Source organism: Sphingomonas trueperi (assembly GCF_011927635.1).
In the GTDB taxonomy this organism is placed as follows: Bacteria; Pseudomonadota; Alphaproteobacteria; order Sphingomonadales; family Sphingomonadaceae; genus Sphingomonas; species Sphingomonas trueperi.
The window spans coordinates 218,627-241,983 of the sequence record NZ_JAATJB010000003.1 but is presented as its reverse complement, the minus strand read 5'-3'; the positions used below and the strand labels follow the sequence as shown (position 1 = coordinate 241,983).

Genomic DNA, 23,357 nt, shown 5'->3' with positions numbered 1-23,357 from the left:
TCTATTCCGGCCGCCGCATGCACGCGCCGACGCCCTCCGTACCCGCCCAAGGCACCGCACGGCATTGGCGCTTCCTGCTGCTGTTCGCGCTGGCCAATGCGGGCGGGACGATCGGCTATCTGCCGCTGTTCACGGTGTTCCTGCCGATCAAGGTGGAGGCGATCGCCGGCGCCGACCGACTCAACCTGTTCACCCTGGTCGCGGCGATCGGGACGGTCGCGGCGATCGCCGCCAATATCGGTTTCGGCTGGCTGAGCGACCGCTCGCTCGCGCGCGGACGCGGGCGCCGCGCCTGGCTGCTGCTCGGCACGCTCGGGCTGGCGCTCGCCTATGCGCTGTTCGCCCGCGCCGAGTCGCCCGCCCAGGTGACGCTCGCGGTGGTCGCGGTGCAATGCGCCGCGAATGCGGTGCTGGCGCCGCTGCTCGCGCTGATGGCGGACGAGATTCCCGATGCGCAGAAGGGCTTTACCGGCGGCCTGCTCGCGCTCGCCAACCCGATCGGCGCGGCCACGGCCTGGGCACTGGTCCAGCTCCCCGGCGCCACCGAGCCCCTGCGGCTGGGCCTCCTCTCGCTCGTCATCGCGCTGCTGGTCGCACCGCTCGCCTTCTCCACGGCGCGACGCCTGCCGCCGCAGCCCGCGCCCCTTCCCCGCGGCCAGGCCCGCCGCAACCTCGCCGCAGCCTGGGTCGCGCGGCTGTTGCTCCAGTCGGCGGGCAACGGACTGACGCTCTACCTCTATTATTATTTCGCCGACCTGCCGCCCCGACAGACCACCGCCGCGGCCGCCGATTTCGTCGGGCGCACACTGGTGCTCGCCTACCTCCTCCCCCTGCCCTGCACGCTGCTGCTCGGTCGCCTCTCGGACCGGATCGGCCGCCGCAAGCCTTTTCTGCTGGCGGCAGCGGCGGTCACCGCAGGGGGGCTGCTCGTCATGGGCCTGGCCGGCACCCGCACGATCGCGGTGGCGGGATTCCTGGTCTATGGCGTCGGCGCGCAATTGTTCATGGCGCTGCACGGCGCCTTCTGGATGCAGGAGATGCCGAGCGAACGCCATCGCGGCCGCGACCTCGGCATCCTCAATCTCACCAACACGCTGCCCGCGCTGGTCGGCACGGCGATCGCCTGGATGGCGGCGACGCCGGGCAGCTTCGCGCCGCTGCTCTTCCTGCTCTCCGGCCTCACCTTGGCGGGCGGGCTGGTGATGCTCGCGGTACGCGAGCCCGCTTAAGGATAGGCGAGCAGCCGCTGCATCGTCGCGCCGGGGCGCGCCGCCGCGCCGGTATCGTTCACCAGATGCGCAATCGTGCCGATCCCGCCGCCGAGCGACATCGTCGTCACATGGTGGAAGCGCACCCCCGGCCGCCCCGGCGCCTCGATCGCGCTTTCGAGCACCACCTGCGGGTTGGTCCGGAAATAGACATAGACGCCCAGCGCTACCGCCGCATGCGCGCGCACCTGGTCGTCGACCTTGTAGGCTGCCCAGCCGCGGGTCGGGCCCGCCATCCAGGCCGACTGGCTGGGCGGATCATAGGGCAGCTCGTTCTGGTAGAAATAGGTCCGCCCGCGCTCGCCCCGCCACCAGGTCTGGTAGCGCTGGAAATGCTCGACGAACAGCGCGTGTGCGGTCACGTCGTCGCCGTTGACCACCAGCCCCTGATCGCCGGTGCTCTCGTCCCAGCCGACATGGACGCGGGTGCCGTCGACATCGCCGTGATCGGCCCGCCAGATCCACAGATGGTCGGCGAGGACATGGTGGCTGTTGATCTCCAGGCAGGTCTCGACCTTGCCGACCTCCACCCCGCCGACGCGGAAGAACAGGTCAGCGAGCAGCACCGGATTTTGGCGATGGTCGCCGGTGCTGCCGCGCGGCCCCACCTGCACCAGAACCGGCGAGCGCACGGCGCCCGCATCGATCATCAGCCCGGCGATGGTGACGCCGGGCACATCGTCCATCTCGACCACCGCATTGCCCTTTACCGCCTGCAGCGTCGCGAGCCCGATGCCGAGCAGCACGCGGTTGGCCGAAGTCACCCGCAGCGGCGCGTCGAGCCGATAGACCCCCGGCGTGAACAGCAGATGCTGGCCGCGGGCGAGCGCGGCGTTGAGCGTCGCCGCGTCCATCCCCGGTCGGGCGAAGAAGAAATGCGCGAGCGGCAAGGCGCTGCCGGGCGCCCCCCCCTCCGCCCAGCTCGTCCCCACCGCGTCACGCCGCAACGCGGGCACGAACACCGACCAGCGGCCAGCCTCGTCCACCTGCAGGAACGGCTTCTCGCGGAGCAGCGGCACGCGCAGCAACGTCGTCACCGCGGGATCGGGGAAGCTGGTCGCCGGCGCGCCCTGCACGCCCTGAAACATCATGTTCCAGTTCACCCCCTGCCAGCCGCCGATGCGGCTGCTGCGGCTATACCATTGCTGCTGGCTGCCGGCGCGGATCGTGCCTTCGATCCGGCAATCGGCGAGAAAGCCGCCGCTCGACGACCCGCCATCGTCGAGCACCAGATCGCCGAGCATGTGGATCCGCCGATAGGGCGCCGCCTGGGAGACCGCCCAGCGGTCCCAGCCCGCTGGCGGGCGTATGGTGAGGTTCTCGGCGCCGCGCCAGAAATTGGCGAGCGCGTCGCCCTTCAGCCAGTCGGCATTGACGCGGACCTGCCCATCTATCGTCACCGCGCCGGGCACCGTGCCGAGCCCCAACACCTGGGTGAAGAAACCCACGCGTATATCAGCGGTGTAGCGCCCCGGCTTGAACAGGATGGCGAAGCGGCGATCGGTGAAATGCGCGGCTTCCTGCTGCGCGAAGATCGCGTCGATCCGCGCCTGCACATCGCCGCCGGGCATCGACGGATCGATCACCAGCACGTTCGGCCCGAAATCGGGCGTCGTCTCCGCGGTCATCGCTTCCCCCGCCTGTACCGGTAGCGGCACCGCTGCCGCCGCCGCGATCGCCGCCAGCCCGGCATCACCGGCGCGACGGATCACCGTGCGCCGGCTCGCATCGGGCAGGCCGCCCCCCTTGCCTTCGTGCAATCGCTGTCCCCGTCAGGCGAAGTCGAGCTGCACGCGGCCATGCTGGACAATCGCGGTGCGCGCGGTCTTCACCGGCGCCCCCGGCTCGCTGACCGTGTCGACGGTGCGGAACTGCGCCTGCCACTGGTCGCGGGTGACGTCGCACAGCAGATAGCCGCGCCGGTCGTTCATGTATTTCAGATAGGGATTGCGGCCGAGGATCTTGTCGCTGCCCGCGCGGACGTCCGCCCCGTCGCCGCCCGAGCTGATCGAGGTGGAAACGAACTCCACCGCCACCGCGTCGCCCTGGCCAGCGCGGGTGCGCAGCTCGCCGGCATAATTCTGGTGCTCGTCGCCGGTCAGCACCACGACATTGCCGTGGCCGGCAAACTTGGAGAACAGCCGCTCGCGGGGCAGGTCATAGCCGCCCCAGCTGTCCATGTTGCGGATCGGCGCGGGTTCGTCGCCCATGCGGCGATCGAGCGGCATCATCATCACCTGCTGGGCGATCGCGTTCCAGCGCGCCTTGCCCTCGGCGAGGTTACGCGCCAGCCACGCTTCCTGCGTGGTGCCGAGCACCTGCGCATCGGCAGCGCCCCAGCCGGCGCATTTGGCCTTGAAGCCGTCGTCGCAGGGCTGGTCGGTGCGATACTGGCGGGTGTCGAGCAGGTGCAGATCGAGCAGGTCGCCGACGCGGGCGCGGCGATAGGCCTGGATGCCGTCACCATGCGGGATCGAGCTGCTGCGCACCGGCATATGCTCGTACCAGGCCTGGAAGGCAGCGGCGCGGCGGAGCAGGAACGCCTCGGGGGGCGTGCCGTTCTGGTCGCGGTCGGCCACCCAGTTGTTCTGGATCTCATGGTCGTCGAAGGTCGCGTACCAGCCGGTCGCGGCGTGCGCGGCCTGGAGATCCGCGTCGGTCTTGTACTGGGCGTAACGGCGGCGATAGTCGTCGAGGCTGAACGGCTCCTCGCCGACATGCGCGCGGATGAACTTCCGGGGGTTGCCGCCATAGTCGAACGCCACCGGATTGCCGCGGCCCTCGTAGATATAGTCGCCATAGTGGAAGAGGAAGTCGGCCTCTTCGCGCGCGGCATGGGCATAGGCGGTATAGAGCCCCTGCTCGTAATGCTGGCAGCCGGCGACGAGGAAGCGCGCCTTCGCCACCGAGGCACCCGCGGCGGGCAGCGTCTTGACCCGCCCCCGCATCGAGCGCTCGCGCCCGCAGGTGAAGCGGTACCAGTACGGCCGGTCGGGCTGCAGTCCGGCGACTTCGACATGCACCGAATGGCCGAGTTCGGGCCGGGCCAGCGCCTCGCCCTTGGCAGCGATCGTCTTGAAGGCGGGGTCGGCGGCGACTTCCCACTGCACCGCGATCGGCACCATCGGCATCCCGCCATGCGGCTCGAGCGGCTCAGGGGCGAGTCGCGTCCACAGCACGAAGCCGTCGGCCGCAGCGTCACCCGCCGCGATGCCCAGCGTGAAGGGATAGGCGCGGAACGCCTGCTGCGCGCGGACGATGCCCGGCGCGCCCAGCACCAACAGCGATCCGGCGGCGCCCAGCAAAAGCTCGCGTCGTGTAGTGTGCATCCTTCGTCTCCCTAGCGCGGTGCGGCAGGCACCCGGCCACCGCCGTAGCGGGGAGATGCAAACCTCATTCGAACCGCATGGCAAGCGAAGATGACAGAAATGTGAACGTTCACATCGCCTGGGCGAAATGCGGCGCGAGCACCGCCACCTCGCGCGCGACTTCCCGGCGGAGCGCCGCGCGCATCAGGTTCGACGCACGGACATAGCCGGGCCAGTCGGCGATGACCTGGCGCAGCGTCCAGGTGCCGATATGGCTGCTCGAGGTACCGCGCGAGACGTTGGTCGCATCGCGAAGGGCCTTCAGCGCAGGGTCCGTCGCCCCCGCCGCGATCAGCCGCTCGCACAGCGCTACCACTTCGCGTCGCCGCGCGCTGCTGGCGCGGGTCAGGCGGTAGCGGACCGCCATCACCGCCTTGTCGTCGCAACGGGCGGATCGTGTGAGCTGCTCGAGTTCGTCGAGCGCGGCGAGCATCTGGGCGTGGTGTCGGCGCAGGTCTTCCATCCGGCTCTTATAGGTGGCCGAACCTACTGCAACGTCAACAAAGCTTGTTTTGCCGGGGCTTACTGCGTCCAGTCGAGCATCTCGGCGGTCACCCAGCCATAGACATAGTTGAGGTAGAAGGCCCCGAACAGCACCGCCGAGAGGATCGTGGTGCGCACCACGATCTTCGTCGGATTGAAGCTGTGCGGCGCGCTCGGCGCCTGGCCGGGGACGAGCGGCACGCCCGCCTCCTCGCTGGTCCGCACCCCGAAGGGCAGCACGAAGAACACCGACATCGCCCAGAAGAGCGTATAGATCGCGAGCGCCGACTGCCACTTCATGGGGCGAAGGTTACGCCTCGATCAGCAGTACGTCCACCACCGGCTTCTTGCCGGTGAAGCGCACCGCGACCCGCCGCACCGCGAGGCGCAGCGACTCGCGCAGCTTCTCGCGATCGCGCCAGTCCTTCTTCACCGCCTCGGCAGCGGCATCGGCGGCAGCCTCGATCAGGTCCTCGCGGTCCTCTTCCACCGGCACGCCCTGGACGCGGATCTGGGGGGCGCCGAGCAGCTTGCCCTTGCGATCGATCGCCACCGCGACCGACATCTGGCCGTACAGCGCGATCCGCCGCCGCTCGCCCATCGTCGCGCCGTCCGCCGGCAGGATCACGTCCCCGTCGAGCACGAGGCGGCCGACCGTCGCATGGCCGATCTTCTGCGGGCCGTTGGGCGCGAGACGGATGATCTCGCCATTCTGCTGCTTCACCGCCTTGGGCACGCCCTGTTCGAGCGCGAAGCGGGCCTGTTCGTGCATGTGGCGGATCTCCCCGTGCACCGGAACGATGATCTCGGGCCGGATCCACTTGTACATCTCCGCCAGCTCGGGGCGCCCCGGGTGGCCGGACACGTGCACGAAGGCCTGGCGGTCGGTGATGATGTCGACGCCCTTGTCGGCCAGCGTGTTCATGATCTTGCCGATCGCGATCTCGTTGCCCGGGATCTGGCGCGAGGAGAACACCACCAGGTCGCCCTGGTGGAGCTTGAGCACATGGCTGCCCTCGGCGATGCGGTTGAGCGCGGCGCGCGGCTCGCCCTGGCCGCCGGTCGCGACGATCAGCACGCGCGAGGCGGGCAGCGTCATCGCCTTGTCGAAGTCGATCAGCTCGGGGAAGTCGCGCAGATAGCCGGTCGCCTTGGCAACGCGGATGATCCGGTCGAGCGAGCGTCCGGCGACGCACAGCTCGCGGCCGGTGTCGCGGGCGACCTCGCCCAGCGTCTGCAGCCGCGCCGCGTTCGAGGCGAAGGTGGTGACGAGCACGCGGCCCTTGGCGCCAGCGACCACCTCGTCCAGGCCCTTGCGTACGTCCGCTTCCGAGCCCGACGCCTCGGGGTTGAACACGTTGGTCGAGTCGCACACCAGCGCGAGCACGCCCTTGTCGCCGATCGCGGTCAGTTCCTCGGCGGTCGCCGAGCCGCCGAGCGACGGCGCATCGTCGAGCTTCCAGTCGCCGGTGTGGAACACCTTGCCGTACGGCGTCTCGATCAGCACCGCATTGCCCTCGGGGATCGAGTGGGCGAGCGGGGTGTAGGTGATCGTGAACGGGCCGATGTCGAACGGCCCTTCTTCCTTGACGACGTTGAGCTCGACGCGGTCGTCGATGCCTTCCTCGGCCAGCTTGCCGTGGATCAGGCCCGCGGTGAACGGCGTCGCGTAGAGCGGCACGCCGAGATCGGCGGCGAGATAGGGCAGCGCGCCGATATGGTCCTCATGCCCGTGCGTCAGCACGATGCCGAGCAGGTCGTCCACCCGGTCCTCGATGAACTGGAGGTCGGGCAGGATCACGTCGATGCCCGGATAGCTGGCATCGCCAAAGGTGATGCCGCAATCGACCATCAGCCATTTGCCGTCGCAGCCATAGAGATTGACGTTCATGCCAATCTCGCCCGAGCCACCGAGGGCGAGGAAGAGCAGTTCGTTTCTTGGGGTCACTTAATTTCCTTGCTGGCTGCGTTCCCACAGCATCGCCAAGCCCTGGATGGTGAGATCGGGCTCGATCGTATCGAACACCGATGTATGCCTTTCGAAGAGAATCGCCAGCCCACCCGTCGCAATAACCTTGAGCGGCCTGCCCACTTCGGCCTTCAGCCGCGCGACCAACCCCTCGATCATCGCCACATAGCCCCAATAGATGCCGATATGCATCTGATCGACGGTGTTGCGGCCGACCACGCTGGCGGTATCCGGCGCGGAAATGGCAATACGCGGCAGCTTGGCGGCTGCGGTCACCAGCGCGTCGAGCGACAGGTTGATGCCCGGCGCGATGATCCCGCCCTTATAGGCGCCGCGATAATCGACCACGTCGAAGGTGGTCGCAGTGCCGAAGTCGATGATGATCAGGTCGCCTTCGTGCCGCGCATGGCCGGCGAGCACGTTGAGCGCGCGGTCGGCGCCCAGGTTCTGCGGCTCGTCGACGTCGAGCGCGAAGCCCCATTCGGCATTGCCCTTGCCGGCGATCACCGCCTCGGTCTTGAAGTATTTGCTGGCGAGCACCTCGAGGTTGTGGAGCGCGCGCGGCACCACCGTGCCGACAATCACCCCCGTCACCGCGGCGCGGTCATAGCCTTCGAGCGCCAGCAACTGGCTGAGCCATACCGCATATTCGTCGGCGGTGCGGCGCGGATCGGTGGCGATGCGCCAGCGAGCGCGGATCTCGCCGCCGTCCACCAGCGCGAACACGACATTGGTATTGCCGGCGTCGATCGCGAGCAGCATCGCCCTTCCCTCTTCCTCGTTAAAGCAGGAACACGTCGCCCGCGTGAATGGCACGGGTCGCTCCATCGGCCAAGCGCAGGATCAGCGCACCGTTCGAATCCAGCCCCCCGAACAGCCCGTCGAAGCTCAAGCCGTCGGCAAGCCGCGCGGTGAGCGCGGTGCCCTCGGGATGCGCCCTGGCGAGCCAGCGCTCCCGCACCGGCCACATGCCCTCGCCCCGCCAGCGCTCCAGCCAGCGGCCGAAGCTCTCGGCGAGCACCTCGGCGAAAATGTCGGGGGCGACGGTGACGCCTTGCGCGGCCAGGCTCGTCGCGGCGCGGTCCAGCCCCTCGGGCGCCGCCGCCAGGTTGACGCCGATGCCGACCGCGATCGCGTCCCCTGCCCGCTCGAGCAGGATACCGGAGAGCTTGGCACCGCTTATCAGCAGGTCGTTGGGCCATTTGAGCATCGGCGATACGCCGAACGCCCGCACCGCCTCTTCCAGCGCGACGGCCGATAGCAGCGCCAGCGTCGCCGGCGACGGATCGCTCGGCCGCACCCGGACCAGCGTCGAAATGTAGAGATTGCCCGCAGGCGAGACCCAGGCGCGCCCCTGCCGGCCCTTGCCGGCGGTCTGGCGTTCGGCCCGGAGCCACAGCCCTTCCCCGGCGCCCGTAAGCGCCAGGGAAAGGATGTCGGCATTGGTCGATCCCGTCTCGGCGACGGTTCGGATCACAGGGGTCAGAACAGCGCCTTCGCCGCGACCAGCGACCAGGTGCCGAGCGCACCGAACAGCACCCAGCCGATCGGCGAGATGACGACCGCACTGATCGCGATCAGCCCGCCCTCGACCAGGTCGGTCTTGCCCGCAAAGGCAGGAGCCGGCTCGTCGAAGTACATCGTCTTGACGATCTTGAGGTAGTAGAAGGCACCGATCGTCGAGGCCGCGGCACCCACCGTGGCGAAGGCGATCAGGCCCGAATGCATCGCGGCGATGAACACGCCCAGCTTGGCGAAGAAGCCGAGCAGCGGCGGGATGCCGGCGAGGCTGAACATGAAGATCGCCAGCGCCAGCGCCAGGCCCGGCCGCGTGCGCGACATGCCCGAGAGGCTGGCGATGGTCTCGACCTGCTCGCCCTGCTCGTCGCGCATCTGCAGCACCACCAGGAAGCTGCCGATCGTCATCACGACATAGATCGCCATGTAGACGAGCACGCTCGCCACGCCTTCCTCGCCGCCGGCAGCAAGGCCGATCAGCGCGAAGCCGACATTGTTGATCGACGAGTACGCGAGCAGGCGCTTGATGTTGGTCTGGCCGATCGCCGCCACCGCACCGAAGATGATCGAGGCGAGCGAGGCGAAGATCACGATCTGGCGCCATTCGAGGATCGCAGGCCCCATCGCGTCGACCGCGACGCGCACCGCCATCGCCACCGCCGCCACCTTGGGCGCCGAGGCGAAGTACGCGGTGACTGGGGTCGGCGCGCCTTCATACACGTCCGGCGTCCACATGTGGAACGGCACGGCCGAGATCTTGAAGGCGAGACCGGCGAACACGAACACCAGGCCGAACAGCAGGCCGGTATGCTGGCTGCCGGTCGCACCGGCGCTGTACGCATCGGCGATGCCGTCGAACAGCGTCGTCCCGGCAAAGCCGTACACCAGGCTGATGCCGTAGAGCAGGATGCCCGAGGCGAGCGCGCCGAGTACGAAATACTTCAGGCCCGCTTCCGCCGAGCGCGTGTCCCGCCGCATGAAGCTGGCGAGGATGTACGCCGAAAGGCTCTGCAGCTCGAGGCCGACATAGAGGCTCAGCAGGTCGCCCGCCGACACCATCATGCCCATGCCCACGGTCGAGAGCAGGATCAGCACCGGATATTCCGGACGCAGATCCTCGCCCGAGGTGCGCTGGAAGAACTTCGGCGCGACGAGGATCGACACCGCCGCGGCGACATAGATCACCACCTTGGCGAAGGTTGCGAAGGCATCCGCGCGGTAGAGGCCGCCGAACGCACTGCCGCCCGTCGAGGACGGACCCGCCAGCGCGATGCCGGCACCGGCGAGCAGCGCCACCGAGGCCCAGCTCACCAGCTTGGTCGATGCCTGGCCGCCCCAGGCGGCGACCAGCATCAGGACGATCGAGCCGGCCGCGAGCACCAGCTCGGGCAGCGTCATGAGGAGTTGCGTGGAATAGGACATCAGTGCGCCCCCTCGTGCGCGGAGGCTTCATGGGCGGGTGCCGCCTGCGGCGAACCCGGCGTGGGCTTGGAGTCGCTGATCGACGCGGTGTGCGCGGCGCTGTCGAGGCGCTGCGTCAGCCGCGCGACGTCGGCGCGCATCGGTGCGGTGAAGCTGGTCGGATACACGCCCATCCACAGCACCACGGCGGCGAGTGCCGCGAGCATCGCGACTTCGCGGCCGTCGAGATCCGGCATCGCCTTCACATCGTCCTTGGTCAGGTCGCCCCACACCACCCGACGGAACAGGTAGAGCATATAGGCGGCGCCGAGGATGATGCCGGTGGTGCCGATCAGCGCGGTTGCGGTCGAGACCTGGTAGACGCCGGCGAGGCTGAAGAATTCGCCGACGAAGTTGCTGGTGCCCGGCAGGCCGATCGAGGCCATGGTGAACAGCAGGAACAGCACCGCATAGCGCGGCATGTTGATCGCCAGGCCGCCATAGCGGTCGATCTCGCGGGTGTGCAGGCGATCATAGATGATGCCGACGCACAGGAAGAGCGCGCCCGAGACCACGCCGTGGCCCAGCATCACCATCATCGCACCGTCGATGCCGTTCGCGTTGAAGGCGAACAGACCCATGGTGACGATCGCCATGTGCGCGACCGACGAATAGGCGATCAGCTTCTTCATGTCGCTCTGCACGAGCGCGACAAGCGAGGTGTAGACCACCGCGACGCACGACAGGCCGAAGACGACCCACATGAACTGCACCGACGCGACCGGGAACATCGGCAGCGAGAAGCGCAGGAAGCCATAGCCGCCGAGCTTCAGCAGCACGCCCGCCAGGATGACCGAGCCTGCGGTCGGCGCCTGGACGTGCGCGTCGGGAAGCCAGGTGTGGACCGGCCACATCGGCATCTTCACCGCGAACGAGGCGAAGAAGGCGAGCCACAGCCAGGTCTGCCAGCTGGCCGGGAAATCATAGGCCATCAGGTAGGGGATCGACGTCGTGCCGGTGGTCAGCACCATCGCGATCATCGCGATGAGCATCAGCAGCGAGCCGAGCAGCGTGTACAGGAAGAACTTGTACGACGCGTAGATGCGGTTCACGCCGCCCCAGATGCCGATGATCAGGTACATCGGGATCAGGCCGCCTTCGAAGAAGACGTAGAACAGGAACAGGTCCTGCGCGGCGAAGGTGCCGATCATCAGCACTTCGGTCGCGAGGAACGCCGCCATGTATTCCGGCACGCGCTTGGTGACCGAGAGCCAGCTGGCGCCGATGCAGATCGGCATCAGGAACAGCGACAGCTCGATCAGCAGGAAGGCGAAGCCATCGATGCCGAGCGCCCAGGAGAACTCGACGCCGCCCATCTTGAACAGCGTGACATGCTCGACGAACTGCCACTGCGGGGCGCCGTCGCCATGCTGGAACTGCGTCCACAGATAGGCGCCGAGCGCCAGGTTGACGAGCGTCGCGAGGAGCGCCGTCCAGCGGGCGCCCTGGGCGCCCACGAACAGGCAGAGCACTGCGGCAACCGCAGGCACCGCGAGCAGGACGGAAAGGATCGGAAAGCCGGTCATTTTTCCATCACCTCGCAATGACCCAGGTGAGCGCGGCCGTGAGCCCGATCAGCATGACGAAGGCATAGGTGTAGAGATACCCCGATTGCAGCTTGACGGCCCCGAAGCTTCCGAACTGCACCAGGCGCGCCGCGCCATTGGGGCCGAACCGGTCGATCGTCTGCTCGTCGCCGCGCTTCCAGAACAGCCGCCCGATGGCGAATGCGGGACGCACGAAGAGCAGGTTGTAGAGCTCGTCGAAATACCACTTGTTGAGCAGGAACAGATACAGCGGACGCACCTGCTCGGCGAAGGCCGCCGGGAAGCCCGGCGAAACGATGTACGCGAAGATCGCGGTGCCCAGGCCCAGCAGCATCGCCACCGTGGCCGAAAGCTTCACCCACACCGGCACTTCATGCATCGCGTGCATCAGGTGCTCGTTGAAGGCCAGCGCGCCGTGCCAATAGGTCTCGCCCGCGGTCGGCTCGATGAACGCGCCGTGGAAGACGAAGCCGGCCAGCACTGCACCGATCGACAGCAGGATCAGCGGGATCAGCATGACCAGCGGGCTCTCGTGCGGGTGATAGCCCGCCGTGCCCTCGCCTTCGTGTTCATGGAGCGCATGGGTGCCGTGCGGGGTGTGGCCCGCATCTTCCTGCGCCGGCGCATTGGCATGCTCGCTGCCATGGCCGTGCGTGTCGTGCGCATGCTCGTCGTGATGACCATGGCCGTGCGCATCATGCACCGCGTGCTGGATATGCTCGGAAGCGGCCCAGCGCGGCTTGCCGTGGAAGGTGAGGAACACCACGCGCCACGAGTAGAAGCTCGTCAGCAGCGCGACGACCACGCCGACCCAGAACACGCCGGTGTTGCCCGAAGCAAAGGCCGCCTCGATGATCGCGTCCTTCGAGTGGAAGCCGGCGAAGCCGAACGCCACCGGATTGCCGAACAGCGCGGGGATGCCGACGCCGGTGATCGCGAGCGTGCCCGCCATCATCGCCGTGTAGGTCAGCGGGATCTTCTTCCAGAGGCCGCCATAATAGCGCATGTCCTGCTCGTGGTGCATCGCATGGATCACCGAGCCGGCGCCGAGGAACAGCAGCGCCTTGAAGAAGGCGTGCGTGAACAGGTGGAACATCGCCGCGCCATACGCGCCGACGCCCGCCGCGAAGAACATGTAGCCGAGCTGCGAACAGGTCGAATAGGCGATCACGCGCTTGATGTCGGTCTGCGTCGTGCCGACGGTGGCGGCGAAGAAGCAGGTGGCCGCGCCGATCACCATCACGACGTGCATCGCGACTGCGCTCTGCTCGAACAGCGGCGACATGCGGCAGACCATGAACACGCCCGCGGTCACCATGGTCGCGGCGTGGATCAGTGCCGACACCGGGGTCGGGCCTTCCATCGCGTCCGGCAACCAGGTGTGCAGGCCGAGCTGCGCCGACTTGCCCATCGCGCCGACGAACAGTAGCAGGCAGAGCACGGTGATCGTGTCGAAGCGGTAGCCGAGGAAGCCGATCGTCGAACCCGCGTAGTTCGGCGCCGCCGCCAGGATCGTCGGGATGTCGACGGTGCCGAACACCAGGAACACGCCGAAGATGCCGAGCATGAAGCCGAGGTCGCCGACGCGGTTGACCACGAAGGCCTTGATCGCCGCGGCATTGGCGCTGGGCTTGCGGAACCAGAAGCCGATCAGCAGGTAGGACGCAAGACCCACGCCTTCCCAGCCGAAGAACATCTGCACCAGGTTGTTCGCGGTCACCAGCATCAGCATCGCGAAGGTGAACAGCGAGAGATAGGCGAAGAAGCGCGGCTGGTCCGGCTCCTCGCTCATATAGCCCCAGCTATAGAGGTGGACGAGCGCCGAGACGCTGGTCACCACCACGAGCATCACCGCGGTCAGCGCGTCGACGCGCAGTTCCCAGGCGAAGCTCATCGTGCCCGAGGTCATCCAGTGCAGCACCGGGGTGACCGTCGGCGCGGCCGAGCCGCTCAGGTACGAGAGGAAGATCGGCCAGGACAGGCCGCACGCCACGAACAGCGAGCCCGTGGTGACGATCTTGGGCAGCGCGGCGCCGAACGACTTGTTCACGAGCCCCGCAACGGCTGCCGCGAGGAGCGGCAGGAATGTGATGATCAGAATGGACGACATCAGCCCTTCATCCGATTGACGTCGTCGACCGAAATCGTGCCGCGACCGCGGAAATAGATGACCAGGATCGCAAGGCCGATCGCGGCCTCACCGGCGGCGACGGTCAACACGAACATCGCGAACACCTGGCCGACCAGATCGCCGAGGAACGACGAGAAGGCGACGAGATTGAGGTTCACCGCGAGAAGGATCAGCTCGATCGCCATCAGGATGACGATCAGGTTCTTCCGGTTCATGAAGATGCCGAGCACCCCCATGGTGAACAGGATGGCCGAGACGACCAGATAATGGGTTAGCGAGATCACAGCTCCATCCCCTGCCCGACCGCCGGGTTCATGTTACGGGTGGCGTCCTTCGCACGGCGGGCGTTCTGGCGCGCAATGTTCTGCGGCCGCACGTCGCTGCGCTTGCGGTAGGTCAGCACGATCGCACCGATCATCGCGACGAGCAGCACCAGGCCGGCGCCTTCGAACACGAACAGGTAGCGCGTGTAGAGCAGCTGGCCGATCGCCTCGATGTTGGGGACGCCGTCCTGCACCGGGGCGACGCGGCGGCCGAGCGCCAGCGTGCCGGCGCTCCAGGCGCCCACCGCGACGATGATCTCGGCGACCAGCGCCAGCGCGAGCAGCGCGCCGACGGCGGCATACTTCATCACGCCCGCGCGGAGCTGGGTGAAGTCGATGTCGAGCATCATGACGACGAACAGGAAGAGCACCGCGACCGCGCCGACATAGACGATCACCAGCAGCATGGCGATGAATTCGGCGCCCACGAGCACCATCAGGCCCGCGGCGTTGAAGAACGCCAGGATGAGCCAGAGGACGGAATGTACCGGGTTACGCGACAGGATCGTGCAGGCGCCGGAGACGCACACGATGATCGCGAACAGGTAAAAGGCGAGAAGCTGGATCACGGAATCGGATGGCCCCTTTGAATGGTGCGGCGCTTAACGGTACGGCGCGTCGGCGGCAAGGTTCGCCGCAATCGCGCGTTCCCAGCGATCGCCGTTCGCGAGCAGCTTATCCTTTTGATAAATCAGCTCTTCACGCGTTTCGGTGGAAAATTCGAAATTCGGCCCCTCGACGATCGCATCGACCGGGCAGGCTTCCTGGCACAGGCCGCAATAGATGCACTTGGTCATGTCGATGTCGTAGCGCGTCGTGCGGCGGCTGCCGTCGTCGCGCGGTTCGGCCTCGATCGTGATCGCCAGCGCCGGGCACACCGCCTCGCACAGCTTGCACGCGATGCAGCGCTCTTCCCCATTGGGATAGCGGCGCAGCGCATGCTCGCCGCGGAAGCGGGGCGAAAGCGGGTTCTTCTCGTACGGATAGTTGATCGTCGCCTTGGGCTTGAAGAAATACTTCAAGGTCAGGGCATGCGCCTTCACGAACTCCCAAAGAGTCCAGGTGCGGACGAAACTTGCGACGCTCATGCGGGCACTCCAACCCGGGTCAGCATGAGGTACCCGGAAACGAGGAAGACGAAGAGAAGCGACAGCGGCAGGAAGATCTTCCAGCCCAGGCGCATCAGCTGGTCGTAGCGATAGCGCGGGACGGTGGCCTTCACCCAGCTGAAGCAGAAGAAGAAGAACAGCATCTTGGCGAACAGCCAGAGAATGCCGGGCACGGCGTAGAGCGGCGCCCAGTCGAACGGCGGGAGATAGCCACCCCAGAACAGCGTCGCGTTGAGCGCGCACATCAGGATGACGTTGGCATATTCGCCCAGCCAGTAGAGCGCGAAGGCCATCGACGAATATTCGGTCTGATAGCCCGCGACCAGTTCCGACTCCGCTTCGGTCAGGTCGAACGGCGCGCGCTGCGTCTCGGCGAGCGACGAGATGAAGAACACGATCGCCATCGGGAAGAGCAGCGGGTTGACGAAGTTGCCGTTGACGAAGCCGTAATAGCCCTTCTGCATCTCGACGATCGCGCCGAGATTGAACGAGCCGGCCCAGAGCACGACCGAGATCAGCACGAAGCCGATCGAGACTTCGTAGCTCACCATCTGCGCGGCCGCCCGGATCGCCGAGTAGAACGGATATTTCGAGTTGGACGACCAGCCGGCGAGGATGATGCCGTACACGCCCAGCGACGAAGCCGCGAGCACATAGAGCAGGCCGACATTGATGTTCGACAGCGCGACGCCCGCCTGGAACGGCACCACCGCCCACACGATCAGCGCCACCGTGAAGGTGATGATCGGCGCGAGCAGGAACAGGCCCTTGTTCGCGCCCGACGGCACGATGGTTTCCTGCAGGAACACCTTGAGGCCGTCGGCGAAGGACTGCATCAGGCCGAGCGGGCCGACGACGTTCGGGCCGCGGCGCAGCGCCATCGCCGCCCAGATCTTGCGATCGGCATAGATGATCATCGCGACGGCCAGCATCACCGGCAGCGCGATGACGAGGATGTCGATGACCGTGGCGACGGTCCAGGCCAGCTCGTACGGCAGGCCGAGATAGGTGAACCAGGAGGTCATTCTGCGGCCTCTGCGAAGTCTTCGCCATGGAGCAGTTCGGCCGAGCAGCGCTGCATCGTCGGCGACGCACGGCAGATGGCGTTGGTGAGATAGAAGTCGGCGACCGGATAGGTCACCGGACCCGAAGCCTGGCTGGCAAGCGACGGCGGGTTCCACGCGAACTCGGCCAGACCTTCCTGGCCGAGCGCCGGAACCTCGCTCGCCATCGCGGCGCGCAGCTCGTCGAAGCTGTCGAACGGCAGCGTGCGGCCGAGCTTTTCGGAGAGCGCACGCAGGATCGTCCAGTCCTCGCGCGCCTCGCCCGGTGCGAACACCGCGCGATCGGCGCGCTGCACGCGGCCTTCCAGGTTCACATAGGTACCCGGCTTCTCGGCATAGGTGGCGCCCGGCAGGATCACATCGGCATGATGCGCTCCCTGGTCGCCATGATGGCCGATATAGACCTTGAAGCTGCCAGCGAACTTCGAGAAGTCCACCTCGTCGGCGCCCAGGAAGAAGGCGAGCTTCGGCGATGCCGCGACGATGTCGGCAATGCCGCCCTTCTGCGCGTAGCCGAGCATCAGGCCGGCCATCCGCGCCGCCGCGGTGTGGACGACGTTGAAGCCGTTCCAGGCCGCCTCGGTCTCGGTCGCGGCGCGCTGAAACGCACCCGCGATCGCGAGCGCGGCGCCATGGCCGTTCTTGAGCGCGCCGGGGCCGAGGATCAGCGCCGGCTTCTTGGCATTGTCGATCGCCTGGGCGAGGTTCTCCGGCAGGCTGTTGAGCAGCCCCAGATCGTCGCCGAGCCACTCGACCTTGTAGGTGAGATCCACCTGCGGGCCGATCGCGAACACCTTGGCGCCGCGCTTGATCGCCTTGCGCACGCGGGTGTTCACCAGCGGCGCTTCCCAGCGCAGGTTGGTGCCGACCAGCAGGATCGCATCGGCCTCTTCGAGCGCCGCGATGGTGGTGTTGAACGCCACCGCCGACAGGCTCGACGTGTCATAGGCCATGCCGGTCTGGCGGCCTTCGAGCAGGTCCGAACCGAACGCCTTCACCAGCGCCTTGGCGGCATACATGGTCTCGGCATCGAGCAGGTCGCCGGCGATCGCCGCGACGCTCGAGCCGGCATTGGCGGCCACGCCCGCAATCGCGTCGAACGCCTCTTCCCACGTCGCCGGGACCAGCTTGCCGTCCTTGCGGACGAACGGGCGGTCGAGACGGCGGCGGACCAGCGCATCGACATGGTAGCGGGTCTTGTCGTGCGCCCACTCCTCGTTCACGTCCTCGTTGATGCGCGGCAGGACGCGCATCACCTGACGGCCGCGGCTGTCGAGGCGGATGTTGGTGCCGACCGCGTCCATCACGTCGATCGACAGGTTCCGCTTGAGCTCCCAGGGGCGATATTCGAACGCGACCGGCTTGTGGGTCAGCGCGCCGACCGGGCACAGGTCCGCGACATTGCCCGAAAGCTCGCTCTTGAACGCCTTTTCGAGATAGGTCGTGATCTGCATGTTCTCGCCGCGATAGATCGCGCCGATATCCTCCACGCCGGCCACTTCCTCGCCGAAGCGGACGCAGCGGGTGCACTGGATGCAGCGGGTCATCACCGTCTTGATGATGGGGCCCATATATTTCTCGGTGACCGCGCGCTTGTTTTCCTCATAGCGCGACTGGCCGCGACCATAGGCGACCGACTGGTCCTGCAGATCGCACTCGCCGCCCTGATCGCAGATCGGGCAATCGAGCGGGTGGTTGATCAGCAGGAATTCCATCACGCCTTCGCGCGCAGCCTTCACCATCGGGCTGTCGGTGCGGACTTCCTGATTGTCGGCGGCCGGCAGCGCGCACGAAGCCTGGGGCTTGGGCGGTCCGGGCTTCACCTCGACCAGGCACATGCGGCAATTGCCGGCGATGCTCAGCCGTTCATGATAGCAGAAACGCGGAATCTCCTTGCCCGCGGCCTCGCAGGCCTGGAGCACGGTGGCGCCCTGCGGCACCTCGACTTCGATTCCGTCAACCTTGAGCTTGGGCATTACTCTGCCGCCTCTTGCATGGTTTCGATGCCGCCCGACTTGCGCTCGGTGATCCGGCGCTCGATCTCGGGGCGGAAATGGCGGATCAGGCCCTGGATCGGCCAGGCGGCCGCGTCGCCCAGGGCGCAGATGGTGTGGCCTTCGACCTGCTTGGTCACCTGCTGCAGCGTGTCGATCTCGCTGATGTCGGCGTCGCCGGTGCGCAGCCGCTCCATCACGCGCCACATCCAGCCGGTGCCTTCGCGGCACGGGGTGCACTGGCCGCAGCTCTCATGCTTGTAGAAGTAGGAGAGCCGGCTGATCGCGCGGACGATGTCGGTCGACTTGTCCATCACGATCACGGCGGCGGTGCCGAGGCCCGAGCCGAGCGCGCGCAGACCGTCGAAATCCATCGGGCAGTCCATGATCTGGGCTGCCGGCACCAGCGGCACCGACGAACCGCCCGGGATCACCGCGAGCAGATTGTCCCAGCCGCCGCGAATGCCGCCGCAATGCTTCTCGATCAGCTCGCGGAACGGGATCGACATGGCCTCTTCGACCACGCACGGCTTGTTCACATGGCCCGAGATCTGGAAGAGCTTGGTGCCCTTGTTGTTCTCGTTGCCAAAGCTGGCGAACCATTCGGGGCCGCGACGCAGGATCGTCGGGGCGACCGCGATCGATTCGACGTTGTTGACCGTGGTCGGGCAGCCATAGAGGCCCGCACCCGCCGGGAAGGGCGGCTTGAGGCGCGGCTGGCCCTTCTTGCCTTCCAGGCTCTCGATCATCGCGGTTTCTTCGCCGCAGATGTACGCGCCGGCGCCGCGATGGACGAAGACGTCGAAGTCATAGCCCGAACCGCAAGCATTCTTGCCCAGCAGGCCCGCGGCATAGGCCTCGGCGACCGCCGCGAACAGCGTCTCGGCCTCGCGGATATATTCGCCGCGGATGTAGATGTACGCCGCCCGCGCGCGCATCGCGAAGCCCGCGACCAGCGCGCCTTCGATCAGCAGGTGCGGATCGTGGCGGATGATCTCGCGGTCCTTGCACGAGCCGGGCTCGGACTCGTCGGCGTTGATGACGAGGAAGCTCGGACGCTCGGGCGTCGGGTTCTTCGGCATGAAGCTCCACTTCATGCCCGTCGGGAAGCCGGCGCCGCCCCGCCCGCGCAGGCCCGAGGCCTTGATGCGGTCGATGATGGTGTCCGGGCCCAGCTCCAGCAGCGCCTTGGTGTTGTCCCACGCGCCGCGCGCACGGGCGGCGTCGAGGTGCCACGACTGGTAGCCGTAGAGATTGGTGAAGATGCGGTCCTTGTCCTGAAGCACCTTAGCGTCCCTTCCCGACCAGCTTCTGTACGAACAGATAGAAGACTACGGCCAGACCGATCAGGACGAGCGTCCCGATCAAGTTAAATGCAAGCTTGAGCACCCAGCCGAGCACGACGATGCCGCCGATGATGGCCAGGATGGTGACGATGAGGCTGTTGCCCCGCATCACCATTCGCCCCGATAGTCATGGTTCTCGCTCACCATCGCGGTGAGCGTCGTCGGACCGCCCAGCGGCTCGACGGTGTGGCGTCCCGGCTCCTGCGTGCCGGTCTTGGGGCTCTCGCCCTTGGCCAGCGCGTCCAGGATCGCGAGGGTGCGATCATAATCGAGGTCTTCGAAATTGTCGTCGTTGATCTGCACCATCGGCGCCGACGAACAATTGCCCATGCACTCGACCTCGGTGAGCGTGAACAGCCCGTCCGCGGTGGTGTGGCCCTTCTTCAGCCCGCGCGACTTGCACGCGGCCATCACGTCATCGCTCCCACGCAGCATGCACGGCGTCGTGCCGCAGACCTGCACATGGTAGCGGCCGACCGGCACCAGGTTGAACATGGTGTAGAAGGTCGCGACCTCGAACACGCGGATATAGGGCATGTCCAGTTCGCGGGCGACGAACTCGATCACCGGAACCGGAAGCCAGCCTTGCGTGTTCGTCTCGGCACCCACCTGGCGCTGCGCCAGGTCGAGGAACGGGATGGTGCACGACATCTGGCGACCCGCCGGATAGCGCGCCATGATCTCGCGCGCCTTCTCGGCATTGGCCGGCGTCCAGGCGAAAGCGCCCCAGCGCGCGCGCACTTCGGCTTCGTCGGGGAGTTGAGGAGCGTCAGCCATCAGCGGTCACATTCACCGAAAACGATATCCATGGCGCCCAGGATGGCGGTGATGTCCGCCAGCATGTGCCCCTTGGACATGAAGTCCATCGCCTGCAGGTGGCTGAACGCGGTCGGGCGCACCTTGCAGCGATAGGGTTTGTTGGTGCCGTCGGACACCAGATACACGCCGAATTCGCCCTTGGGGCTCTCGGTCGCGACATACACTTCGCCCGCCGGCACATGGTAGCCTTCGGTGAAGAGCTTGAAGTGATGGATCAGCGCTTCCATCGACTGCTTCATCTCGCCGCGCTTCGGCGCACCGACCTTGCGGTCGAGCGTCAGGACCGGGCCTTCCGGCATGTCCTGGATGCACTGCTTGATGATGCGGGCCGACTGGTAGACTTCCTCGACGCGGACCATGAAGCGATCATAGCAATCGCCGCGGGTACCGACCGGGATCTCGAAGTCGACGCGGTCGTACACGTCATAGGGCTGCGAACGGCGGATATCCCAGGGGATGCCGGCGGCGCGGATCATCGGGCCGGAGAAGCCCCACTTGATCGCGTCCTCACGGCTCACCGTCGCGATGTCGACGTTGCGCTGCTTGAAGATGCGGTTCTCGGCGACCAGGCTGATCGCGTCGCCGAACAGCTGCGGCAGGCGTGTGTCGAGCCATTCCGCGATGTCGTTCAGCAGCTTGACCGGAACGTCCTGACGCACCCCGCCGACGCGGTAATAGTTCGAGTGCATGCGCGCACCCGACGCCCGCTCGAAGAAGTTCAGGCAGTCCTCGCGGATCTCGAACATCCACAGGTTCGGCGTCATCGCGCCGACGTCCATGACGTGGCTGCCCAGGTTCAGCATGTGGTTGCAGATGCGGGTCAGCTCGGCGAACAGCACGCGCAGATACTGGCCGCGCAGCGGCACCTCGAGGTCGAGCAGCTTCTCGACCGCGAGCACATAGCTGTGCTCCATCGCCAGCGGCGAGCAGTAATCGAAGCGATCGAAGTACGGCAGCGCCTGGGTGTAGGTCTTGTACTCGATCAGCTTCTCGGTGCCGCGGTGGAGCAGACCGACATGCGGATCGATGCGCTCGATGATCTCGCCGTCCAGTTCGGTGACGAGACGGAGCACGCCGTGCGCCGCGGGATGCTGCGGGCCGAAGTTGATCGTGTAGTTCGCGATCGAGGTATCACCCGTCGCCGGGTCGATATCGCGCTCCATGATCTTGTCGACGGTATCGCTCATTTGTTCTGCCCTTCGCCCTTGGTCGGGACGACGTCCGGATCCTTGGGCTTCTCGCCGGGCTGGTTGCCCGGGTGCGGCTGACCGGCGCCGGTCTGGGCCGGGCTGTCGGTGGTCTTGGTGTCCTTGCCCTGCGCAGCCTGGCTCGCGGCCGGCGTCGCGTCGGCCTTGGCGACCTGCGCGGCGGTAGCCGGCGTCGGTGCGCCCTTGGCTTCGGGCTGCGGCGCCTTCTCGTCGCCGGGGAGGACGTATTTGGCGCCTTCCCACGGGCTCATGAAGTCGAAGTTGCGGAAGTCCTGCGCCAGGCTGACCGGCTCATAGACCACGCGCTTCGCCTCTTCCGAGTAGCGCACCTCGACATACCCGGTCATCGGGAAGTCCTTGCGCAGCGGATGGCCCTGGAAGCCGTAATCGGTCAGGATGCGGCGGAGATCGTCATTGCCTTCGAACAGCACGCCGTACATGTCGTACGTCTCGCGCTCGAGCCAGCCGGCGACCGGCCAGATGTTGGTCACGCTCGGCACCGGCTTTTCCTCGTCGGTGGTGACGCGGACGCGGATACGGTGGTTCCGGGTGAACGACAGCAGCTGGTAGACGACATCGAAACGCTCCGCGCGCTGCGGATAGTCGACACCGGCGATCTCGCTGAGCTGCTGATATTCCAGGCCCGGCGTGTCGCGCAGCGCGAGCATCGCGTCGCACAGATTCTCGCGGACGACGGTGAGCGACACTTCGCCCACGGCATCCTTCGCCTCGACCAGCATGTCGCCGAGCGCGGCCTTGGCCGCCTCGATCACGCCGTCGTTGGCGGCATAGCGGGGAGCCGGCGCCCTCACCGGTCCAGGCTCCCGATGCGGCGGATCTTCCGCTGCAGCTGCATCACGCCGTAGAGCAGCGCCTCGGCGGTCGGCGGGCAGCCGGGGACGTAGATGTCCACGGGCACCACGCGGTCGCAGCCGCGCACGACGCTGTAGCTATAGTGGTAATAGCCGCCGCCATTGGCGCAGCTGCCCATCGAAATCACGTATTTCGGTTCCGACATCTGGTCATAGACCCGGCGCAGCGCCGGGGCCATCTTGTTGCACAGCGTGCCCGCGACGATCATCACGTCCGACTGGCGCGGCGACGCGCGCGGGGCGGCGCCGAAGCGCTCCATGTCGTAGCGCGGCATGTTGACGTGGATCATCTCCACCGCGCAGCATGCCAGGCCGAAGGTCATCCACCACAGCGAGCCGGTACGGGCCCACTGGAACAGCTCCTCGGTGGAGGTGACCAGGAAACCCTTGTCCGAAATCTCGGCATTGATGTCGTTCAGGAAGCCGACGTCCGGGAGGGTTCCCGGCGGGGGCGGCGCCGAAAGCTCTACTCCCATTCCAGGGCTCCCTTCTTCCACGCATAGATTAGGCCGAGCGCCAGCTCGGCGACAAAGATCATCATCGAGATCCAGGCGGTCCAGCCCAGGGTGAACACGCTCACCGCCCAGGGGTAGAGGAACGCCGCTTCGAGATCGAACACGATGAACAGGATCGCGACGAGGTAGAAGCGCACGTCGAACTGGCTGCGCGAATCCTCGAAGGCGGGGAAGCCGCACTCATATTCGGTGAGCTTTTCCGGCGTCGGCTTGTTCGTGCCGGTGAGGCGCGAGACGAGCATCGGCAGGAACACGAACGTGCCCGAGAGCAACAAGGCGATCCCCAGAAATATCAGGATCGGGAGATATTGTGACAGGTCGACCAATGGCCTTCTCTTCTCGCGACTGCGGAATCTTGAGCG

At 66.8% G+C, this 23,357-nt stretch carries 23 protein-coding genes; 1 reads left to right on the top strand and 22 read right to left on the bottom strand.

Going from position 1 to position 23,357, the window contains the following annotated elements:
* The first annotated feature begins 17 nt into the window (after positions 1 to 17).
* Positions 18 to 1,229, top strand: a complete 1,212-nt coding sequence (locus GGR89_RS06925; RefSeq protein WP_125977040.1) for an MFS transporter — start codon at positions 18 to 20, stop codon at positions 1,227 to 1,229.
* Here GGR89_RS06925 and GGR89_RS06920 read toward each other — a convergent pair.
* From GGR89_RS06920 to GGR89_RS06815, 22 genes are all read right to left on the bottom strand, one after another.
* Positions 1,226 to 3,028 (bottom strand): adenylyl cyclase, encoded by a 1,803-nt coding sequence (locus GGR89_RS06920; protein WP_125977039.1) that lies wholly within the window; start codon positions 3,026 to 3,028, stop codon positions 1,226 to 1,228. The genes GGR89_RS06925 and GGR89_RS06920 overlap by 4 nt on opposite strands.
* Before the next feature lie 12 nt (positions 3,029 to 3,040).
* Positions 3,041 to 4,597: an alkaline phosphatase D family protein gene (locus GGR89_RS06915; RefSeq protein WP_125977038.1), complete on the bottom strand. Its 1,557-nt coding sequence runs from the start codon at positions 4,595 to 4,597 to the stop codon at positions 3,041 to 3,043.
* Positions 4,598 to 4,706: 109 nt separating this feature from the next.
* Positions 4,707 to 5,099, bottom strand: a complete 393-nt coding sequence (locus GGR89_RS06910) for a hypothetical protein (protein WP_125977037.1) — start codon at positions 5,097 to 5,099, stop codon at positions 4,707 to 4,709.
* 59 nt (positions 5,100 to 5,158) lie between these two features.
* Positions 5,159 to 5,419, bottom strand: coding sequence for a DUF1467 family protein (locus GGR89_RS06905; protein ID WP_125977036.1), 261 nt, complete (start codon positions 5,417 to 5,419; stop codon positions 5,159 to 5,161).
* 10 nt (positions 5,420 to 5,429) lie between these two features.
* The gene (locus GGR89_RS06900) at positions 5,430 to 7,067 is read right to left on the bottom strand and encodes a ribonuclease J (RefSeq protein WP_125977035.1); all 1,638 of its coding nucleotides are present in this window, start codon (positions 7,065 to 7,067) and stop codon (positions 5,430 to 5,432) included.
* Positions 7,068 to 7,850, bottom strand: coding sequence for a type III pantothenate kinase (locus tag GGR89_RS06895; RefSeq protein ID WP_125977034.1), 783 nt, complete (start codon positions 7,848 to 7,850; stop codon positions 7,068 to 7,070).
* Between the two features lie 19 nt (positions 7,851 to 7,869).
* Entirely contained in the window at positions 7,870 to 8,565 is a 696-nt protein-coding gene (locus GGR89_RS06890) for a biotin--[acetyl-CoA-carboxylase] ligase (RefSeq protein WP_125977033.1), read from the bottom strand.
* 5 nt (positions 8,566 to 8,570) lie between these two features.
* Complete coding sequence (nuoN, locus tag GGR89_RS06885) at positions 8,571 to 10,028, bottom strand: NADH-quinone oxidoreductase subunit NuoN (protein WP_125977032.1); 1,458 nt, start codon at positions 10,026 to 10,028, stop codon at positions 8,571 to 8,573.
* Entirely contained in the window at positions 10,028 to 11,593 is a 1,566-nt protein-coding gene (locus GGR89_RS06880; RefSeq protein WP_125977031.1) for an NADH-quinone oxidoreductase subunit M, read from the bottom strand. The genes nuoN and GGR89_RS06880 overlap by 1 nt, the downstream gene beginning before the upstream one ends.
* 7 nt (positions 11,594 to 11,600) lie before the next feature.
* Positions 11,601 to 13,724 (bottom strand): NADH-quinone oxidoreductase subunit L, encoded by a 2,124-nt coding sequence (gene nuoL, locus GGR89_RS06875; protein WP_125977030.1) that lies wholly within the window; start codon positions 13,722 to 13,724, stop codon positions 11,601 to 11,603.
* Positions 13,724 to 14,029 (bottom strand): NADH-quinone oxidoreductase subunit NuoK, encoded by a 306-nt coding sequence (gene nuoK, locus GGR89_RS06870; RefSeq protein ID WP_084580737.1) that lies wholly within the window; start codon positions 14,027 to 14,029, stop codon positions 13,724 to 13,726. The genes nuoL and nuoK overlap by 1 nt, the downstream gene beginning before the upstream one ends.
* Positions 14,026 to 14,637, bottom strand: a complete 612-nt coding sequence (locus tag GGR89_RS06865; protein WP_167712796.1) for an NADH-quinone oxidoreductase subunit J — start codon at positions 14,635 to 14,637, stop codon at positions 14,026 to 14,028. The genes nuoK and GGR89_RS06865 overlap by 4 nt, the downstream gene beginning before the upstream one ends.
* A gap of 33 nt (positions 14,638 to 14,670) precedes the next feature.
* Complete coding sequence (nuoI, locus tag GGR89_RS06860) at positions 14,671 to 15,156, bottom strand: NADH-quinone oxidoreductase subunit NuoI (RefSeq protein ID WP_010545143.1); 486 nt, start codon at positions 15,154 to 15,156, stop codon at positions 14,671 to 14,673.
* Complete coding sequence (gene nuoH / locus GGR89_RS06855; protein WP_125977028.1) at positions 15,153 to 16,202, bottom strand: NADH-quinone oxidoreductase subunit NuoH; 1,050 nt, start codon at positions 16,200 to 16,202, stop codon at positions 15,153 to 15,155. The genes nuoI and nuoH overlap by 4 nt, the downstream gene beginning before the upstream one ends.
* Positions 16,199 to 18,217 carry an NADH-quinone oxidoreductase subunit NuoG gene (gene nuoG, locus GGR89_RS06850; RefSeq protein ID WP_125977027.1) on the bottom strand — a complete coding sequence of 673 codons (2,019 nt, stop codon included), beginning with the start codon at positions 18,215 to 18,217 and terminating at the stop codon, positions 16,199 to 16,201. The genes nuoH and nuoG overlap by 4 nt, the downstream gene beginning before the upstream one ends.
* On the bottom strand, positions 18,217 to 19,521 hold the full coding sequence (gene nuoF / locus GGR89_RS06845; RefSeq protein WP_125977026.1) for an NADH-quinone oxidoreductase subunit NuoF: 1,305 nt from the start codon (positions 19,519 to 19,521) through the stop codon (positions 18,217 to 18,219). The genes nuoG and nuoF overlap by 1 nt, the downstream gene beginning before the upstream one ends.
* Before the next feature lies 1 nt (position 19,522).
* Positions 19,523 to 19,690 carry a hypothetical protein gene (locus tag GGR89_RS06840; RefSeq protein ID WP_157084547.1) on the bottom strand — a complete coding sequence of 56 codons (168 nt, stop codon included), beginning with the start codon at positions 19,688 to 19,690 and terminating at the stop codon, positions 19,523 to 19,525.
* Positions 19,690 to 20,358, bottom strand: coding sequence for a complex I 24 kDa subunit family protein (locus GGR89_RS06835; protein ID WP_125977025.1), 669 nt, complete (start codon positions 20,356 to 20,358; stop codon positions 19,690 to 19,692). Before GGR89_RS06835 ends, GGR89_RS06840 begins: the two co-directional genes overlap by 1 nt.
* Entirely contained in the window at positions 20,358 to 21,587 is a 1,230-nt protein-coding gene (locus tag GGR89_RS06830; protein WP_125977024.1) for an NADH-quinone oxidoreductase subunit D, read from the bottom strand. The genes GGR89_RS06835 and GGR89_RS06830 overlap by 1 nt, the downstream gene beginning before the upstream one ends.
* Positions 21,584 to 22,420 carry an NADH-quinone oxidoreductase subunit C gene (locus GGR89_RS06825; RefSeq protein ID WP_125977023.1) on the bottom strand — a complete coding sequence of 279 codons (837 nt, stop codon included), beginning with the start codon at positions 22,418 to 22,420 and terminating at the stop codon, positions 21,584 to 21,586. Before GGR89_RS06825 ends, GGR89_RS06830 begins: the two co-directional genes overlap by 4 nt.
* Positions 22,417 to 22,956 carry a NuoB/complex I 20 kDa subunit family protein gene (locus GGR89_RS06820; protein WP_019367962.1) on the bottom strand — a complete coding sequence of 180 codons (540 nt, stop codon included), beginning with the start codon at positions 22,954 to 22,956 and terminating at the stop codon, positions 22,417 to 22,419. Before GGR89_RS06820 ends, GGR89_RS06825 begins: the two co-directional genes overlap by 4 nt.
* Positions 22,947 to 23,321 (bottom strand): NADH-quinone oxidoreductase subunit A, encoded by a 375-nt coding sequence (locus GGR89_RS06815; RefSeq protein WP_125977022.1) that lies wholly within the window; start codon positions 23,319 to 23,321, stop codon positions 22,947 to 22,949. Before GGR89_RS06815 ends, GGR89_RS06820 begins: the two co-directional genes overlap by 10 nt.
* Between the last annotated feature and the right edge of the window lie 36 nt (positions 23,322 to 23,357).